Below are 18,130 nucleotides of genomic sequence, written 5' to 3'. Positions count from 1 at the left end.
GAGGATGATTTTAGCGATAGCGGTGGCATTCTCGCTTACTTAAGTTAGGTTGGGAGGGGAGCATGTCAAATTTGCAGAACAATGTACTAAAATAGCTCATAACTGCTACTGACGCCCCAAAAACACTGTAATTCAAGCGTTTGTAGTTCAAGTGTTCTTACAAAATTGACCTGCTTCCTGCCGTTATTAAAGCCAACTACTAGATAAATACACCATAACTACATAAGCGCGTTTGGTGCCGAGTTTTGGGTAAGTCATGAACTTTGGGTAAGTCCTGAACAGTTAACCGTTAACTTCTTAACAGTTAACAGTATTGTTTTGGTTGAAGATTTCAATCTCGGTTTGCTAGGTTAATTTGGGTAGATAACTTATCGAATAGGATAACTAAGTTTCAGAAAGCTATGTCGCCATTTTGGCGGTAAAATTAAGAATAAAAGATACCAAGGTCAACAATCAAAGCCTCCAAGGTTAGGTTAAGCTCAAGTTGATTATAACTGATTACGTATTTACGGGTTTAAAGTTGACCCTTGACTGTCAAAAGCTAACGGTTAACCGTTGATAAGTAATTACATGTCACTTCTGTTCTTTTTGTGCTATCTCCAACTCTTTTCGTGCCATATCCAACAATTCCGGTACAGTCACAAACTGGTAACCTTGCTTTCTCAATTCAGTAATAATTACCGGTAAAGCTCGTATCGTCTTGGCACGATTGCCGCCACCATCGTGGAGTAGCACAATTCCTCCCGGTTTCGCTCTGCGGAGAACATTATAGGTCAACCGACGTTGGTTTACCGAGTAATCCTCTGAGTCAGCTGACCATTTTACAATCACGTAATTTTTTTTTCGGGCGTAAGCCACTAAGCCATTGTTCATTATCCCCCCAGGGGGTCTAAACAAAGAGGTCTTAACGTTAATAGTTTTGTAAATCCGTGCTGTGGTGTTATCAATTTCCTTAGCAGCTGCTAAGGGATTATGATAGTAATAACTATGGTTCCAACTATGGTTGCCAAGGGCATGACCATGGTCCACAATTTTCTTAAGCTCTTCTGGATATAGATAAACATTTCTCCCTACCACGAAGAAAGTTGCCTTAACATCATATTTTTTAAGGATGTGTAGCACATCGTTAGTCATCTTCGGCCAAGGACCATCGTCAAAGGTCAAGGCAATGACTTTCTGTGGAGTTTTAAGCTCAACGTCCTCGATATATTTTCCCCGAAATTGCGGAGGAACATAGTTAATCTGCTTGCCTCTCTCTTGCTCTGCCCATTTAGCAATACCTTGCTGCAAACCTTTATCTGGCGGCTTAGTTAACGTTTCAACCTTCTTTGAGTCAGTTTGCTGCTGTGGCATTTGCCTAGTGATTAGTGCAGCAATATTTTGGTTAGCCCATCGACTTGTTTTCAAGGTGTAGCCAGCCATACAACTTAGAATAGCAGCAATTATAATCCATGTACTGCGCGACCAGAATAAGCCCTCACGTTTTGCCAAAATTGGTCTCCTTTGCTCCTGCAAAAATACCAGGAAAGTAAATTATCATCTGTAACTAACCATCATCTTATAGAGTGGTGGCTAGCTGTTGCCTAATTGTCTGTTTAATTGTCTGTTTAACATTAGCGGTCAGCTATCTGGTCACAATTGCTGATAGTAGATATTAACAAGACAATCGGTAACTTCTGCAATACTCATACCATCGGTTTGTACTTCAATAGCATCAGCTGCCTTGCGCAAGGGGGCTACAGCACGGGTGCTGTCCTTCAGGTCGCGCTGTTGAATCTCCTGCTCCAGCTGTTCTAAGCTCACCTCTTGCCCTTGGTTTTTCAGGTCTTGCTGACGGCGGCGGGCCCTTTCTTGGACAGAAGCTGTTAAGAATAGTTTGACTTCTGCATTGGGAAAGACATGGGTGCCAATGTCACGACCTTCAGCCACTACTCCTCCTTGACGACCCCAGCGTTGTTGTTGTTTGAGTAACTCACGGCGTACTGAACTCAAAGCAGCCACTGTAGACACTTTGGCAGTAAAGGACTGTGAGCGAATGACCTGGGTAACTTCTTCTCCATCAACCCACACCTGAATCCCAGACTCTCCTGGTTGATTATTACTCAGATTAATTGTACACTTACTGACTAATTCTGCGATCGCAGGCTCATCCTCCAAGTCAATACCGGCTTTGAGCACCCGCCATGTCACAGCCCGGTACATGGCACCAGTATCAAGATACATCAATCCTAACTCTTTGGCTACCAAACGGCTAACGGTAGATTTTCCAGCTCCAGCCGGACCATCAATGGCCACAATCGGTTTACGGTGGGACAGGAGTATATTGTCAATTAAACGAGTTGTACCTAAGTGAACTGCGATCGCTAATAATCCTTGCTCTTCAACCTGTTCGAGGGGGGTTAGAGTAACAGGATCTACTAATTCCACATACTCCACCTGGATATCCTGGGTTCCAGCTAATTCTGACCTAACCCTCTCAATCAGATTGATGCGATCGCATAATCCACCTTGAAACGCTTTCTGAGCACTACGCAACCCTTTATATAGTAATGATGCTTGGGCTTTTTGCTCTGGTGTCAGGTATTGATTGCGAGAACTACACGCGAGTCCCGACTTTTCCCGCACAATCGGACAAGGAACAATGGTCACTGGTAACTTTAAATCTGCCACCATACGCTGGATGATTGCCAACTGTTGGGCATCCTTTTGACCAAAATAGGCTCTGTTTGGTCGTACCAGATTCAACAGCTTGACTACGACAGTTGCCACACCCCGAAAAAAACCAGGACGAGAGACAGCACATAGGACAGAGGTCATGGCTTTGGGTGGAATCACTTGAGTCAATTCATCACCCTTGTCCGCAGTGGGCATTGGATTGTCACCATACAACTGATCCACAGTGGGAGCAAAAATTGCATCAACTCCAATCTGTTGGCAAAGTTCTTGATCCTGAGCCAATCCACGGGGGTACTCCTGAAAATCCTCTGTCGGTGCAAACTGAAGAGGATTCACAAAAATGGTAACAATGACCAGGGAATTTTCTCGTCTTGCCCGCTCAATTAAGCTTAAGTGACCCTTGTGCAAGGCTCCCATAGTGGTTACCAGACCCAGTTCCTTGCCAGGACCTTGACGTTCTAAGTAGCAGTGTAATCCAGCAGTTGTTGTAAACAGGTGCATTAGACTCTAGAGTTTAGATTCTTATCGATGTTAGCAACATAGTCCTATAGAAATAGGCATCTCCAGGAATTCCTTGGCAATTCCTGGAGATGTCTAATGACTAATCACTAATCAATTCAATAAAGAATCTCTATACGCACAGGCCCAGTGCCAGACCTGACCAATCCAATTATTCTGGCAGCTGCAACAAATTTTTTTTCACCTTTGGTAATGGGTAATTGGGAATTGGATTACTATTAGCCATTACCCATTAGCCATTAGCCATTGCCGTGAAATTAATATAAAACCTCTAGACGCACAGCAGCAGTGCCGGATCTTTCAAGTCCAATAACTCGGGCTGCGCCCCTGGAAAGGTCAATGAGCCGACTCCTGCTGTGGGGTCCACGGTCATTAATTCGCACAATCACGGAGCGACCATTTCTCATGTTAGTCACCCGCACCCTAGTCCCAAACCGCAAGGTACGATGAGCAGCAGTCAGGGCGTATTGATTAAATCGCTCACCACTGGCAGTGCGGCGGCCATGGAAACCCGGACCATACCAAGAAGCCATACCCCTCATCTGACTTCTTACTCGCCGAGTGGTACTCCTAGCTACTTTCTGTACTCTTCGTGGTTTTGGTGCTGGCGGTAAGTCGGCAATTTCTTTGAGAGGGGAAGCGTAACCGATCAGCCGTCGCAATCGATTAGTAGCTTGTAGAGCATCTTCAGCCAGGTCTTTAGTGGTATCTGGCAGAATTGTATTCTGATCAACTTGGACTAATTCTTCCCCATTGACTTGGATGCTGTAGCTTTTGTAGGAACCATTCCAACGGACAGTGATTGACTCAGCATTGACATTGTTGCGATGAAGTTCATTGATCCGAGCAGCAACCACTTGAGCCCGCCGAATTGAGTCATTTTCTGACCCATTAGCATCCGATATCGTAGCGTTGCCTGGGGCAACAGAAGACGGAGTTGCTATCTTTTCAACCTCAGTAGCAACTCTGTCTTTGCTAGGGTCAGCATTGATTTCCTGTGAACCTAGGAAAGTCAGAACAGGAATACTACGGACATACAGTGTAGCTGCCTGACGTCCTGCCAGTTGATAAGCATAAATATTGGTAATGATTTCATCAGGTTTAGCAGTTCTCAGTTGCTCTGGAAACTCAGCAAATTGAAACTCTGGTGTTGGCTGAGCTGGTAGTTTTTCTATTGCTGCAGTTACGCTAGATGGCAATTCTTGTGCCAGTTGGGTATCAGAATTTCTGGTCACAGTCTGAGTAACTGTCTCAGCGGATGAGACAGGAGTTGATATTGTTGCACCGAGAACTGTTGTTAGCACAGAAACGGTAATGCCACCCCAAATTTTTTGATTCATAGGTCTGTAGTCTAAGATAATTGGCAGTTTTAGGCATTATGGTGCTGCAACAAACGCAGTAACATAACTTCAACTTGCCCATTAACTCCTCACAAATGGTTATTTCCTCACAAATGGTTATTAGTGATTTAACTAAAAACCTGAAACAGAATACCATGAAGTTTCTGATGGTGGAATCCCCATTTCATGAAGCGGTTACTAATAACTTGTCAAAAACGACTGTTGTAAATTCACCACAAACTAAGTTATATTAGTGGTTAGAGGTTTTATGAAGTTTTTGTGAAGTCAAGTCAATAATAGTTAATTCTTATCAATTCCATCAAGATCTGCGAAATAACTAATGAATCAGCTTCACCAAATTTCCGACCTAAAGTAAACTTTAATACAGACTAGGTGCAAGCAATTCTGGTAATGAAGGGCGCTGACCACGGCGCTGACCACGGCCTTCCTCAACACACTACTGATCTGACCCTATTTGCCCCCTAGGTCTTGATCGACGCTACGCTGTAAAATACATCCTGCATTTCTAGCTCAAAAGCATTTGTGTGTTCCCATGGATTATCGAGACGCTGGTGTTGATATTGAGGCAGGTCGAGGATTTGTTAAGCAAATCCGTAGCCTGGTAAAAAGTACCCACCGTTCGGAAGTATTAGGTGGACTGGGTGGCTTTAGTGGTTGCTTTCAGCTGCCAGTGGGATATACTGAGCCAGTGTTGGTATCTGGAACTGATGGAGTTGGTACTAAACTCAAATTGGCTCAAGACCTTAACCGCCATGACACCGTTGGCATGGATTTGGTAGCCATGTGCGTCAACGATGTCTTGACTGTTGGTGCGGAACCCCTGTTTTTCTTGGATTATTTAGCAACTGGCAAGCTCAATCAACAACAACTGACTCAGGTTGTTGCCGGTATTGCCCAAGGTTGTCGTCTGGCTGGGTGTGCTTTACTAGGAGGGGAAACTGCAGAAATGCCTGGTTTCTACGAACTCGCCGAGTATGACCTAGCAGGGTTTTGTGTAGGAATTGTGGAAAAGAGCCGTATGTTGGACGGTTCCCAAGTGCAAATTGGAGATGTGGCAATTGGTTTGGCCAGTCAGGGCGTCCACAGCAATGGTTTTAGTCTGATCCGGAAAATTGTTCAGGATTCCCCAGACAACGCTCTTTCCTGGGACATAACTCCGGAATTGTTAGCTGGTAAAAGCTTAGGGGAGGAATTGTTGACACCAACTCAGATTTACGTGAAACCGGTACTTGATGCTCGTAGGGCTGGTATCGAGATTCACGGTATGGCTCACATTACCGGCGGCGGTATCCCAGAAAACCTCCCTCGTTGCCTGGGTGCTGGACAATCCGTCCAGATTTATCCCAACAGCTGGGTGATTCCACCAATTTTTCAGTGGCTAGCTCACACAGGTCAGGTTAGTCCTCAGGCAATGTTTGATACCTATAATATGGGGATTGGTTTTGTGCTGATTGTTCCTCAACAGCAGGTTGAGGAAACCCTAACATCGTTTAATTCACAGCAGGTAAATGCATGTAAAATTGGTGAAGTAATCCCAGGGGATGGTGGTGTTGTTGGTCTACTTATCCCGTGATCGGATCAGGCTTCTGGGTGGGGAGTCTCTCAATCATGCTCTCAATCAGAAGGTCAGAAGGGTGGCTCAGTTATTGAGGGTTCTGCCTTGAGGATTGCTATTCCCAAATCTGTAGTGGAGAGCGATCGCGCTTCAAACAATGCCATCATGTCACGAGGCTTGGGATTACCCCGAGATGCTCCTGCTAGACCTCTGGCAATAACTAAACCACAATATCCCTGATTTTCACAACCCTCCTCCCACTGCTGGCGGGCAGCAGCATGGTTGGTATCGGTTTCAGAAAACTCTCCTAACAAATAAAGACTGCTGTTTTCTGTTTGGATAATGCCGAGGTCGTAGCGTGTGCCCTCAAAGGGGTCTTCCCCTGAATTAAAGCAAATCCCTTTGAGTCCACCAGCGGTCTCGATCTGCTCTATCAACACTTGTGCCTTTGGTCGGGTGGTTTGAATCAAAATAACTGGCATGCCTTCCCCGATTGCCTTTATATTCTGAGACTGATAGGATTTGACACCAGAGCGAATAGATTCTATTGCTTCCCAAGACATCATGCCCAGCTTGAGGAAAGCATCCTTTGGCACAAGGTCATCCCGTAAGGGTATGGTCATCGACTCTGAATCGAAATCATCTTCCTCGGACTCAATTGCCATCTCTAACAACTCATCCGCCAGGTCAGGATGGGTGTTAACTTTAACGTTAACAGTAGATTTTGGTTCTAGGGGTACCGGGATGCGGTAGCGCTTACTAATCTTGGGTAAGTTTTCGTCATCTAATTCCTCATGGTAATGGTGAACAAATCGCTGAATCGCTTCTAGGGCAACATAAATTGCGATCGCTTCTTCTTCATAAATATAAGGTCGCATTCCTTCCAAGGGATGGACTGTACCAAAGCCAGGTACAATCTCAGATACTGGCAAATCAGCTAAATCTATATCATCCTCTTCATCCTCATCTTCGGTATCATCACCAAACCGCCCAAAGGTTAAAAACAAACAATCTTGCCCTAAGAAAGCTTGTTCCATCTTTTCCCACGAGTCATCTGCCAGCACTGATGATCGGAACCGTTTCAGGGAATCCCAGGAGCGATATAGTAGTACCCCGTACTCCATACCCAGCATACCCATTACTGAGACGTATAGGGTTTCCACATCCCAGCGATTTAATTCAATTGAGATAATCTGATGATCAGCCACTACTTCCCAAGCAGCTTCATGCCAAATTTCATAGGCTTTTTCTATAAGTAGGTCGGCATACTTAGGTGGTAGCTGGGGTTGTCGAGTAGCCGCCATTTCCTCAAATCCCCGAAACAGTTCGTCAATCAAGGGTAAATTGGGTACATAATCAATGCCAATGTCTAACCCTTGAAGGACACCTCGCAAAAAGAACTGAATTTCTCGATTACGAACAACAATCTTTGAGGGTCGTGCTGGTCTGGCGGGGCTTTGGGGATGTTCCATGGCTTGCATAAGGGCACGAACAATCGCTTCTGGTCCCATGGTTGGTGATACTAAATCCATTGCCCTGACAATGCCTTCCGAGCCATCCACCCAAAGAATGCAATCATTATGACCCTCACCATCCGGCTGTTGATGATTGTTACCAATAACTGACAGGGGACGGCGGTCTCCCTCCCACACACTGGAAGTCTGTTGTAATTTATTGAGCCGACGACGAGTATTGCGATTCAAAGCAGACATAGAATAGTTTGGGTTGATTGCCTAAGTACCGACCGTGAATAGCCAGTTGCTGGTGGATACTCCTATCTTACCGGGGCAAAGGTTGCACAAGCCCCCCTGATCCAAAGTTGCGTTTCACCGATTAAATATTATGGATATCGGACACCACCACACACCACCAGAAACTACATTTTCTGGTTACATGGATGTAAACTCTAAGGCAACTCCACAGAGGTCGGTTTAGCAATGTGCGGCAACCCCCACCCTAACTTTTCTCGCAAAACTCTGAAAAACTCTGGTGCTTGCAAACGGATAAATCGAGCGGAGTAAGGCGATCGCTTAACTTTTATTTTATCTTCTGGTATTACGTAGCAACCACCATTGCCATCAACTACCATCACCATCGAATTGGGAGTAGCGGGAAAAATGGTTAATTGCTCTGTGTCGGCAAAGACTAATGCCCGAGATGCCAAAGAATGGGGACAGATGGGCAAAAGTTGCAACACCGGCACCTCAGGAGTTAATACTGGTCCTCCAGCACTTAGAGAATAGGCAGTAGAGCCAGTGGGTGTTGATACTATTATACCATCAGCGGCAATATCCACTGGTGCGTGATGTCCTATTTGTACCTCAAAATGGCACATACTCGTCAACGGTTCCCGGTGCAATACCATTTCATTTAAACAAAGTGCCTCCCACCAAATCCTCTCATCTCGCAGGATCTGCACAGAAAGCATCGACCGTTCTTCTATAACATACTCTTCTGCCATGACCTGTTCCAAGACAGAAGGCAACTGATTGACATAGGTCTCTGTTAAGAAACCCATGTGACCTGTATTCACCGTTAGCAAAGGGATCCCTTGGGGAGCCACTTGGCGAAAAGCCGCTAGTACTGTACCATCTCCCCCCAATACAATTGCGAAAGCCATCTGGTCATCAAAACCAGGGGGGGCTAGTTTGTCCATTGGTGTATGACACACTGGTGATTGAGGACTCGAATAACCCAGAATTCCCCCAACCCCTGTCGCCATACACACTTCCCAACCCGCAGTCCTCAATTGGTTGTGCAACTCTTCAGCAACGCTACAAGCCATTGGTTTAAGGTCGTTGTAGATAATGCCTGCTTTTGGTATACTCACCAGTCCCCGTCTTGAACTACTTGAAATAAATTATCTGGAACATCATAGACAATTGTCATTTAATCAGGTAATGTCTTGATGCAGTCGCCCTATGGGGACCGGCTGTGTGGTCACGCTGCCATCAGCACCTTGGAAGCCCCGTTGAGACCAACTTTTGCACCACTGGCTCCCCAAGACCTCGCTGCATCTTTCCAGGAAATATCTAGGATTTAGATTTAAAAGGAGTCCTCTTCTTAGACTTCTTTTTAGCTTTCTCGTAATCGATTTCTTTGAGCTTATTCATAATCCGGTTAAAGTATTCTTGCAGATATTCTTCCAAAGTTGTGGTTTCCTTAGGGTCTAGGCCAAATACCTCGTATACCTTATCCATCGGTGCATCTAGAGGTTTCCCGCTCACTAGCACCTCAGTAAAGGCAAGCCGATCTGCCACATTCCACCCCCACTGAAAAAATCTCACGAATCGCCGCATACCCCGCAAAAAATTTATTGGGAGTCGGGCTATTTTAGCATCTTTACCGGACAACCGCTCACACAGGTTAATGATTTCGTAGGTACTAAAGGCTCTGGTTCCCACCACCGGGAATGTCTGATTTACTGTTTCTGGAACTTCAAGAGCACGAATGCCAAACTTAGCAATATCCTGGGTGTTCATATAGGCGATGGGAGAGGTTTCTCCTGTAATCCAAACCGCCTGTCCATCCAAAATCGGGATCGCATACTGACCAATTAAGCCTTGCATAAAGCCACTCGGTTTCAAGATTGTGTGTGGCAATCCTGATTCTGCCAGAAATAGTTCTGTACAGTGTTTTATTTCCATCAGTGGGACATGAGGAAAATTCTCACTTCCCAGAATTGAGAAAAAGACATATCTTTCTATACCAGCAGCCACAGAAGCTTGAATTAGGGCAACTTTTCCTTCCCAGTCTACCTGTCTGATGGTCAGAGAATCTGTTGGTCTCGATGTTGCCGCATCAATGACAGCTGTGATCCCTTCCAGGGCTTTTGGCAGGGTTTCTGGAACACAGAGGTCTCCTTGTACTAGTTCTGCTCCCCATTCTTTTAGGAAAGAGGCTTTTCGTGGACTGCGTACAAGACAGCGTACCTGATGATCCTCGTCCAGTGCACGACGAACCACCTGTCTTCCTAAGGTGCCAGTTGCACCGACGACCAACAAGTTCATTATAGTAATTTTAGTAAGGAATCTTTAAGTTTCTATAAGATTATATCAGAAATTTTGTCGATATCTCATGTTTCTGGTATTCAATAGGCTTTGCCCACGGTGAGGGGTGTGGGAGAATGGGTTGAGGCGTTAGACAGCATCAGTCATGGATTTGGAAGAAAACTGTGAAAGAATTCTTGACCAAACCCCACAGCCGTTACCCCATAACCCATTCACTAGAAACTATTCTGACACTCCCTGGATTTTGAGTAATAAGAAGCCTAAGCCCAAACCCACAAGAATCAAGGTGAAGGACAAAAATGCTGCATTGAAAATTTCTGTACCCATTGTTTTATGATCTCCTATGTACTTTTGTTACAAGGTATCATGACTAGGGTGCCAAAATATAGCAATCCTATGGAAATCCTGAGCAAGACTATTTCAGCAAAGGGGTTAGGATCCGGGAGTGTTGAGGAATGATGTCAGACTTGTCAACAAACCATCAGAAGATGTCTTTGACAGGAAAACTTAACTCACCACCAAGGCTTCCTCGGTTAGCGGTGACCTTGGGAGATCCAGCAGGCATTGGACCAGAAGTTGTCCTCAAGGCATTGGCAGATTCCCAAGTCACTAGCAATTGTGAGATAACGGTGATTGGCAGTCGGTACCTCTTGAATGGGGCTTACACCCAGCTACGTCAGCAGGGGGTTGAAGATGTAGCTACTTTAGCTTCCCCAGAGACATTATCAATCCTTGACATTGAGTTGGATTATGGACAACGGCCTCAAATCACCCCAGGTGTTGGTAATGCGGCTAGTGGTGCTCTTAGTTTTGTGTATCTCGAAAATGCGATCGCACTCACCCAACGTGGTCAGTTTGATGGTATTGTGACCGCACCCATTGCCAAGTCTCTCTGGAAAGCGGCAGGACATGATTATCCTGGTCAAACTGAAGTGCTAGCCCAGTATTCTGGTGTCAAACAATTTGGGATGCTGTTCGTAGCGCGATCGCCCCATAGTGGTTGGGTGCTACGTACACTTTTAGCTACCACACATATTCCCTTAAGTCAAGTACCAAACACCTTAACCCCACTATTGATGGCGAGTAAACTAGACTTACTGATAGCCTGCTTGGGTAGGGATTTTGGCATCAAGAAACCTCGAATCGCGATTTCTGGGTTAAATCCTCATAGTGGTGAGCAGGGTCAGCTAGGTTGTGAAGAACAAGATTGGTTGATTCCCTGGCTAGAGCAAGAGCGCCAGCAACGCCCGACTATCCAATTAGATGGACCAGTACCTCCTGACACTCTTTGGGTAAAACCTGGTCAGGCTTGGTACGGCAACCATCAGCAGTACGCTGATGATGCTTATGATGCTTATTTGGCACTTTATCATGACCAGGGCTTAATTCCTGTCAAACTTATGGCATTTGACCGAGCGATCAATACTACCATCGGTTTACCGTTTGTGCGCACTTCTCCTGATCATGGCACAGCGTTTGATATTGCTGGTCTTGGCATTGCTAACGCTACTAGCATGAAGGCTGCAATTAGCCTGGCTACTGAACTGGTGAACCAGAGGTTGAGTAACCCTTTAGCTATCAGTGGTTAGAACTTGCCTTGTACTCAACCTTTACTCTCTAAGTGGAACCGCCAACTGGACTTTTTGAGTATTGCGAGTAGTTGAGGATTGAGGAAACACATTAAGTTCTTCCTGCTGGATGACATCCCCAAAAACTATGTCTACATTGTCCCTTGAGCCAACCTTGAACTTAGGCTGTAAATTGTTACCTAAGCCTTCCGTTTCCTCTAGCTCTAGTGATGTTGGGAAAAAGGTGCCATAATCGTCTGAGACCGTGCGACCATTAACTTGGCGGAGGGTGTCACCAGACAGGGTTACTGAACCGCTTGGCTCACTAGACTGCGCTCCTGACTGAGCATAAGCAAGAGGTACCAATCCCACAGCTATCCAGCCGATTCCTACTATAACTATTGTTTTACGGATCATCAGCTTTCTCCTGGTTTTTTTATTTACCTTATTTTATTTATTTATTTTTATTTTAGTAGTCTTGACATTAATCTGGCATCCGAATACATCCTTATAAAAAAAATAAGCGGTAGTAATTTTAACTATAACTTTGTACAAGCATAACTTAAGCTATCAGCTATCAGCTATCAGCTTTTCAATAAAAGAGGTAAGCTTTGGCCTTGGCCTATGGTCACGCTACGCGGATGATAGCTGAATGCTTACCTTAAGGTTTTAACCCACGCTATCAGTCAAGGCACTACTTGAAAAGCTACCCTTGCCAGCTATAAGCTCGACTAGCCTGTTTAGGCTGACTGCTAAAAGCTCACCGTCAACAATATCACTTACTTTATGACCATCATTCGTGTACCAAAGTCCTGGGAACTGCCAGAGCAACAAGTCACCTCAGAAACGGCTTATTTTAACCGACGTCGCTTTATCAAAAATTTAGTTGGTGCCAGCCTAGGCACTGGAATGCTATCAATTCTTGGTTGTCAAGGTTCCTCTGCCTCAGACAAAGCTCTTTGGGAAACCCTAAATCAACCCAAGTTCAAATCCTTAGCAACCAATCCAGCTTTTGCCAGTGTTGACAGACCGATCACTGATGAGGAGCTCGCTGGACAGTACAACAATTTTTATGAATTTGGCGGCAGTAAATCGATCTGGCAAGCAGCGCAAAATTTACCAACCAAAGACTGGAAGGTAGAGGTAACCGGATTAGTCAAAAATCCCCAAACCTATGACCTAGATGATCTCCAAACTAAATTTCCGATCGAAGAGCGGATCTATCGCTTCCGCTGTGTAGAGGCGTGGTCAATGGTGCTACCCTGGATCGGATTTCCGATGAAAGCGCTGATCAAAGCAGTAGAACCTACTTCAGAGGCTAAATTTGTGCGATTTACCTCCTATTATGACCGCAAAATTACTATTGGTCCAGGCATACACCTTGGTTCCTTACCTTGGCCTTATACGGAAGGTTTACGTGTTGAGGAAATGGCTAACGAACTAGCATTTTTTGCTATTGGTATTTATGGTCATCTATTACCCAAGCAACATGGTGCTCCTATTCGCATGGTAGTGCCCTGGAAATATGGTTTTAAAGGAGCAAAATCTATAGTCAAAGTGGAGTTTTTAGCTAACCAGCCAGCTACTTACTGGAATACTATTAATTCCTATGAATATGACTTTGAGGCAAATGTTAACCCCAATAAGCCTCACCCCAGATGGTCACAAGCTACAGAAAAATTCATCAGTAGCGGTCCAAACTTATCCTGGGACAGACGACCCACCCTACCTTACAACGGTTATGGGGAATATGTAGGTGGATTATATAGTTGAAGGTTATTTGGTTGTTAGCCTTTGGCGTTGGGTGCAGGGGAGGTTGAAGGTTAAAGGTTGAAGGTTGAAGGTTGAAGGTTAAAGGTTGAAGGTTGAAGGTTGTTCGCCCTTGGCCTTCCCTTCGGGTAGGTTTTTTGGTTACTGTCGGCCTTTACGCTTTCGTCACCTGAATCACCTGTAAACTACCACCTGCGTGCAAAGAGCGATCGCATACCTTAAACCCCACTTGCTCAAGCCCCTTGACCAAGTCAGTCTCTAGTAATTGCCAAGCTGTCTCGGTCTCAAACAACCACATAAATACCGCTAACCCTGGCCAAAACAAAACATTAGTTGGCTTGTGCAAATCCACCAGGGTAAACACTCCTCCTGGTTTAAGCACCCGGTGAACCTCCTGAATAATCTGCTGCAACACCTCAGGGGTCATTTCATGGAGTGCGGCGCTGGTGTGAACTATATCAAATTGAGCATCTGGAAAGGGCATCTGTTCAGCCAAACCCTCTACATAGTTGGCTTGGGGAACATTCCGTTGTGCTCGCTCTAGGGATAGTGGAGAAATATCTAAGCCTGTGACATGCTCAGACAATTCCACCAAGAACTGGGTGGCCTGACCACTGCCGCAACATAGATCTAGCACTTTGGTTCCTGAATGAATTGTTAAGCCCTGTAACGGTAGCTGGCGGAATCGTCTCTCTCCACCTACGCTCAAAGCCGCGATCCGGGAAATACTATCATACAGCCATTGGTACTGATAACTCCAAGCTCTAAGAACTGTTGCCACTACTCACTCCTTAGTAAAGATCTGTGTTTCTTGTTGCAAATTTAAGTTAAAAAATATATTGTTAAAATGAGTAACAAATATGAAAGTTATGGGAAGCTGTGTTAACTATGGGTCGTGTTGGGGTATTATTGCTTAATCTAGGTGGGCCAGATCAGTTAAAGGATGTTCGTCCCTTTCTATTCAACCTGTTTTCTGACCCGGAAATTATTCGCCTGCCTTTTCCGTGGCTGCAAAAACCCCTGGCTTGGCTAATCTCCACTAAGCGTGCTAAGATCTCCCAGGAGAACTACAAGCAAATTGGTGGTGGTTCCCCTCTAAGGAAGATTACAGACGCCCAGGCTCAAGCCCTCCAGGAACATTTGCAAACAAAAGGGCAAGAGGTCAGTGTCTATGTGGGAATGCGTTACTGGCATCCTTTCACTGAAGAAGCGATCGCAACCATCAAAGCCGATGGTATCGAACGCTTAGTTATTTTACCGCTTTATCCCCAGTTTTCCATCAGCACCAGTGGTTCTAGCTTCCGTCTGCTAGAAAGTCTGTGGAAAGAAGACCCAGACCTGAGCAAGATTGAACACACAGTCATTCCCTCCTGGTACCAGCAGCCACAATACCTACAAGCCATGGCTGATTTAATTGCTCAGGAACTCGATAAGTTTTCTAATCCTGATCAAGTTCATATCTTCTTCAGTGCTCACGGTGTACCCATCAGCTATGTCACAGAAGCTGGAGACCCCTACCAGCAAGAAATTGAGGATTGCACTTCCTTAATTATGAAAACCCTCAACCGCCCCAATCCCCATACTCTGGCCTATCAAAGTCGGGTTGGTCCGGTAGAATGGCTTCAACCCTACACCGAAGATGCGTTGCAAGAACTCGGAGCTAACAATACTCAAGAGTTGCTGGTAGTCCCGATTAGTTTTGTATCGGAACATATTGAAACCCTCCAAGAAATCGACATTGAGTATCGAGAAATAGCAGAAGAATCAGGGATTAAGCAGTTTGAGCGGGTACCAGCCCTCAATACCCATCCCCTATTTATTGAGTCTTTGACAAATTTGGTAGTTGACGCTCTCGAATCACCCAGCCGTGAACTCTCCGAGGTCATTCGTCCGCCAAAGACAGTCAAAATTTACCCTCCCGAGCGGTGGGAGTGGGGCATGACTACAGCAGCAGAAGTTTGGAATGGTCGTCTGGCTATGATTGGGTTTATTGCTTTACTGTTGGAGTTGATTAGTGGTACTGGACCGCTACATTTTGCTGGGTTGTTGTAAATTTCTTCAGGTTAGAACCGAAACGGGCACGTCTAGATCTATCAGATCTAATTGGGAGGGGGGCAAGTAATCGTCCCCCTCGACTGCTCTCAAAAGTAAACCACTATTTACCCAATCTACCAACCCGTCTACCAACCCATTGTTCCTGGTTCTCCCTTGAAAGGTCCAACAATATCCTTAGTGATCCAGCCACCATAAAATTCACCAGGCTGGGGAGTGACTAACTCATCATCTACATAGCAGGCATCCATCAGACGAGCATAAAAGCAACAATATCCCTTAATCGGGACAAAATCAGGAGTTGGATCGAAGAAACACCAAACGGCATTATTTGCTTCTTTTTCACCTACCAAAACCTTGTAATAACAAGCCCAGCCTTTCCACTCGCAAAAAGTTTTACGAGGTGTTTCGATCAGATGTTCAAGCTTGATGTCTTCTCGGGGGATGTAATAACTGGGAGGATGACTAGTTTCTAACACCCTCTTCGCTTGCCTGGTTTCAGCCAGAATTGTACCATTAAAAATCACCTTGATGTGCTTGCTAGTGTCTTCCCATCGGGCGGGACGGGGGTAATCCCAAACCGATTCTTGACCTGGCTTTGGAGGGATAGGAGTTGGTCTCATGACTTATCTTTGGTTTTCAAACTTGGTTTTAAAAGTTGGCTTTTCTACTTAACGTTATCCTATAAGTTATTTAGACAACTTCATGGTGATCTTCCCCAGAGAAGCTACAGGGGAGATAATTCCAGACTTTTTGGTAGGGGGGATCAACGTTTATAAAAAATTCTACCTCAAAACATAAATTAAAAATTTTTTTCATATCTCTACTATGATGTTTTTAGCTATTTACCTATTGTTAATGATGTTCGTGAATGGTTAGTTATTGAATTAGTGTTTTTTAACAATTATCAGTTTTGTTTTTTGCTTAAAGCTAAATTGATTAGTTTTTGGATTCAAATACTGTAATAATTTTTCTTTAAATAAGGAAAGTACATCAACATAATTATTAAGGATACATTGTTTTAAATAAGCTTCTAGCAAATCTCGATATTCACAATCAATTTCATGGTTATAATCAAAATCGATCACATCGTACTGCAATTCGAGTAAATCTAAGTTTTATTGGATATCTTCTGCTGTTATAAATCTTCTATAGTTATTCGGCTGTTCGTATTTTTTTAGATAAAAATTATATAATTGATGGTAACAAGAATCTGAACTTGCTTGATACATCAAAAAAATACCACTGGGTTTGAGCAATGTCCTAATATGCTGTAGGATATCCTGAATTTTATTAATGTCTACAGTATAAAATGAATGAATTGCCCAAATAAGATCGTAGTAGCTACTTTTGGGAATTGCTGTTTCAATAGTTTCTGTAGAAGATAAGAACCCTTGATTTGCCTGAAAGTGTTTTAATTGATTGAACACTGAACTACATTGATTCAGACAATAGTCTGAAACATCTAGCAAATCAGATGATAGCTTGAGTTCACTATCAATTTTTTTATCTAATAAATCTGGTAAAACTCCTGTTCCACAACCTATATCTAAAAGTTTTATCGTATCACTTCCAAATGAATCGATTATTTTTAAAAATCGATGACTATTAACAAGCTCTTCGTAATCTATCAAAGTAATTTTGAACCAAGAGTCTAGATCTAGATTACTTTTTTGATAGTAGTCTTGAGAAGGATTGAGATTGTCAGTGTTTTGTTTCATGGCTGTTTCAGATGTAGGATATGTTTTATTTTGGCTACTAACTAACTTAAGGCGGGATGGTGGAGCGGCCCACCGTCCCGTTAGAGTTTTACCACTTTAAGCGGATACCCTTTGTTTTTCAATATAAAATAAAATTACGGAGTGTGGAAGCATTATTTCTCCCCCCTCCATCTTTTGCGAACTCGTGCCAAAGTAGTCTAGGAGCAATCGCAATTGTAAGGGTGAAAAAAATTCCGTGTTGGCACCAACTATAAAATTTAGTAACTGTTTCCCCAACTCAGACTCTTTGTCAAAACATTTTGTAATGTTTGTTGTAAAATCAATTTTTTCTTGACGAAACGGTAAATTGCTTTCAGTTAGGAGTTGCTTTACATCATCGCTAAACCACGGATATTTTCCGTATAGTCGCTGAGTTGCATGGTAAAAAGGTTCATTCAGTAACTGTCTTTTAGCTACCCCTAAAATTACCATTCCTCCTTCCCGGCTAAGTTCGTAAATTTTCCGAAATAAGGTTTTAATGTCAGAAAAGTAGTAAAGGGAATGAATTAACAGTATGATATCAAAACCTTGACGTGATTGAAAAGATTCAAATCCAACAGTATTAATTTTAAAATTAAATTTATCGGTGTGATATATCCTGATTTTATCACACCATTCTTGTGCTTTTACACATTCGGCTTCGTTGGGATCAATGCCGACGAAATGGATAGTTTTGTTTAGAGAAAGAAGCTTTTCCAAAAAAGGTTTCTCAAACAATCCGCTCCCACAACCGATGCTAAGGATGCTGTAATCTTCTTGTGAAGACATCTTATCGTCTATAGCCTGAAGTGTGGCTTCAAGCATCATCTCTTGTTCGTTCTGCTGACTGCGATAGGCAATTTGGCAATCCATATATTCT

The 18,130-nt window shown here is 43.9% G+C and carries 16 protein-coding genes; 4 read left to right on the top strand and 12 right to left on the bottom strand.

Annotation, left to right across the window (positions count from 1 at the left end; all coding sequences use genetic code 11):
- Positions 1-573: 573 nt before the first annotated feature.
- The 3 genes from F6K49_RS09410 to F6K49_RS09400 all read right to left on the bottom strand — a co-directional run bounded on the left by F6K49_RS09410 (position 574) and on the right by F6K49_RS09400 (position 4,535).
- Positions 574-1,491, bottom strand: a complete 918-nt coding sequence (locus tag F6K49_RS09410) for a polysaccharide deacetylase family protein (RefSeq protein ID WP_293036363.1) — start codon at positions 1,489-1,491, stop codon at positions 574-576.
- Positions 1,492-1,632: 141 nt separating this feature from the next.
- Entirely contained in the window at positions 1,633-3,177 is a 1,545-nt protein-coding gene (locus F6K49_RS09405; protein ID WP_293096087.1) for a bifunctional pantoate--beta-alanine ligase/(d)CMP kinase, read from the bottom strand.
- 275 nt (positions 3,178-3,452) lie between these two features.
- Positions 3,453-4,535 carry a septal ring lytic transglycosylase RlpA family protein gene (locus tag F6K49_RS09400; protein ID WP_293024654.1) on the bottom strand — a complete coding sequence of 361 codons (1,083 nt, stop codon included), beginning with the start codon at positions 4,533-4,535 and terminating at the stop codon, positions 3,453-3,455.
- Between the two features lie 553 nt (positions 4,536-5,088).
- Here F6K49_RS09400 and purM point away from each other — a divergent pair.
- Positions 5,089-6,129, top strand: coding sequence for a phosphoribosylformylglycinamidine cyclo-ligase (gene purM, locus F6K49_RS09395; RefSeq protein ID WP_075904478.1), 1,041 nt, complete (start codon positions 5,089-5,091; stop codon positions 6,127-6,129).
- Positions 6,130-6,182: 53 nt separating this feature from the next.
- Here the strand turns inward: purM and F6K49_RS09390 are convergent, their stop codons facing one another.
- The 4 genes from F6K49_RS09390 to F6K49_RS09375 form a co-directional block, all read right to left on the bottom strand.
- Positions 6,183-7,823 carry a hypothetical protein gene (locus F6K49_RS09390; RefSeq protein ID WP_293042238.1) on the bottom strand — a complete coding sequence of 547 codons (1,641 nt, stop codon included), beginning with the start codon at positions 7,821-7,823 and terminating at the stop codon, positions 6,183-6,185.
- Positions 7,824-8,017: 194 nt separating this feature from the next.
- Positions 8,018-8,935 (bottom strand): NAD(+) kinase, encoded by a 918-nt coding sequence (locus tag F6K49_RS09385; protein ID WP_293042272.1) that lies wholly within the window; start codon positions 8,933-8,935, stop codon positions 8,018-8,020.
- 208 nt (positions 8,936-9,143) lie between these two features.
- On the bottom strand, positions 9,144-10,121 hold the full coding sequence (locus F6K49_RS09380) for an SDR family oxidoreductase (RefSeq protein WP_293096083.1): 978 nt from the start codon (positions 10,119-10,121) through the stop codon (positions 9,144-9,146).
- A 222-nt stretch (positions 10,122-10,343) separates the two neighbouring features.
- On the bottom strand, positions 10,344-10,448 hold the full coding sequence (locus F6K49_RS09375) for a PetM family cytochrome b6-f complex subunit 7 (RefSeq protein ID WP_063747919.1): 105 nt from the start codon (positions 10,446-10,448) through the stop codon (positions 10,344-10,346).
- Positions 10,449-10,609: 161 nt separating this feature from the next.
- Here F6K49_RS09375 and pdxA point away from each other — a divergent pair, with 161 nt between their 5' ends.
- Positions 10,610-11,710: a 4-hydroxythreonine-4-phosphate dehydrogenase PdxA gene (pdxA, locus tag F6K49_RS09370; RefSeq protein ID WP_293096081.1), complete on the top strand. Its 1,101-nt coding sequence runs from the start codon at positions 10,610-10,612 to the stop codon at positions 11,708-11,710.
- Between the two features lie 21 nt (positions 11,711-11,731).
- Here pdxA and F6K49_RS09365 read toward each other — a convergent pair whose 3' ends face one another.
- Positions 11,732-12,106: a hypothetical protein gene (locus F6K49_RS09365; RefSeq protein WP_293082920.1), complete on the bottom strand. Its 375-nt coding sequence runs from the start codon at positions 12,104-12,106 to the stop codon at positions 11,732-11,734.
- Positions 12,107-12,475: 369 nt separating this feature from the next.
- Between F6K49_RS09365 and msrP the strand changes: the two genes are divergently transcribed.
- Positions 12,476-13,462: a protein-methionine-sulfoxide reductase catalytic subunit MsrP gene (msrP, locus tag F6K49_RS09360; protein WP_293096077.1), complete on the top strand. Its 987-nt coding sequence runs from the start codon at positions 12,476-12,478 to the stop codon at positions 13,460-13,462.
- 151 nt (positions 13,463-13,613) lie between these two features.
- Here the strand turns inward: msrP and F6K49_RS09355 are convergent, their stop codons facing one another.
- Positions 13,614-14,240 (bottom strand): methyltransferase domain-containing protein, encoded by a 627-nt coding sequence (locus F6K49_RS09355; protein ID WP_293024640.1) that lies wholly within the window; start codon positions 14,238-14,240, stop codon positions 13,614-13,616.
- A 107-nt stretch (positions 14,241-14,347) separates the two neighbouring features.
- Between F6K49_RS09355 and hemH the strand changes: the two genes are divergently transcribed.
- Entirely contained in the window at positions 14,348-15,511 is a 1,164-nt protein-coding gene (gene hemH / locus F6K49_RS09350; protein ID WP_293096072.1) for a ferrochelatase, read from the top strand.
- A gap of 128 nt (positions 15,512-15,639) precedes the next feature.
- On the opposite strand, the gene F6K49_RS09345 is transcribed toward hemH, so the two are convergent.
- The 3 genes from F6K49_RS09345 to F6K49_RS09335 form a co-directional block, all read right to left on the bottom strand.
- Positions 15,640-16,134, bottom strand: a complete 495-nt coding sequence (locus F6K49_RS09345) for a DUF427 domain-containing protein (protein WP_293096069.1) — start codon at positions 16,132-16,134, stop codon at positions 15,640-15,642.
- A 495-nt stretch (positions 16,135-16,629) separates the two neighbouring features.
- Positions 16,630-17,232, bottom strand: coding sequence for a class I SAM-dependent methyltransferase (locus F6K49_RS09340; protein ID WP_293024634.1), 603 nt, complete (start codon positions 17,230-17,232; stop codon positions 16,630-16,632).
- A 96-nt stretch (positions 17,233-17,328) separates the two neighbouring features.
- A complete protein-coding gene (locus F6K49_RS09335) occupies positions 17,329-18,123 on the bottom strand; it encodes a class I SAM-dependent methyltransferase (RefSeq protein WP_293096066.1) in 795 nt (264 codons plus the stop codon).
- Positions 18,124-18,130: the final 7 nt, after the last annotated feature.

It is taken from the genome of Moorena sp. SIO3I6 (assembly GCF_010672095.1).
This window is presented reverse-complemented; position numbering and strand designations above follow the sequence as displayed.

Coding starts and splice junctions, on each gene's coding strand:
- F6K49_RS09405 (WP_293096087.1), bottom strand. CDS start 3,177: ATGCACCTGTTTACAACAACTGCTGGATTACACTGCTACTTAGAACGT.
- F6K49_RS09400 (WP_293024654.1), bottom strand. CDS start 4,535: ATGAATCAAAAAATTTGGGGTGGCATTACCGTTTCTGTGCTAACAACA.
- purM (WP_075904478.1), top strand. CDS start 5,089: ATGGATTATCGAGACGCTGGTGTTGATATTGAGGCAGGTCGAGGATTT.
- F6K49_RS09390 (WP_293042238.1), bottom strand. CDS start 7,823: ATGTCTGCTTTGAATCGCAATACTCGTCGTCGGCTCAATAAATTACAA.
- F6K49_RS09380 (WP_293096083.1), bottom strand. CDS start 10,121: ATGAACTTGTTGGTCGTCGGTGCAACTGGCACCTTAGGAAGACAGGTG.
- F6K49_RS09375 (WP_063747919.1), bottom strand. CDS start 10,448: ATGGGTACAGAAATTTTCAATGCAGCATTTTTGTCCTTCACCTTGATT.
- pdxA (WP_293096081.1), top strand. CDS start 10,610: ATGTCTTTGACAGGAAAACTTAACTCACCACCAAGGCTTCCTCGGTTA.
- F6K49_RS09365 (WP_293082920.1), bottom strand. CDS start 12,106: ATGATCCGTAAAACAATAGTTATAGTAGGAATCGGCTGGATAGCTGTG.
- msrP (WP_293096077.1), top strand. CDS start 12,476: ATGACCATCATTCGTGTACCAAAGTCCTGGGAACTGCCAGAGCAACAA.
- hemH (WP_293096072.1), top strand. CDS start 14,348: ATGGGTCGTGTTGGGGTATTATTGCTTAATCTAGGTGGGCCAGATCAG.
- F6K49_RS09345 (WP_293096069.1), bottom strand. CDS start 16,134: ATGAGACCAACTCCTATCCCTCCAAAGCCAGGTCAAGAATCGGTTTGG.
- F6K49_RS09340 (WP_293024634.1), bottom strand. CDS start 17,232: ATGAAACAAAACACTGACAATCTCAATCCTTCTCAAGACTACTATCAA.
- F6K49_RS09335 (WP_293096066.1), bottom strand. CDS start 18,123: ATGGATTGCCAAATTGCCTATCGCAGTCAGCAGAACGAACAAGAGATG.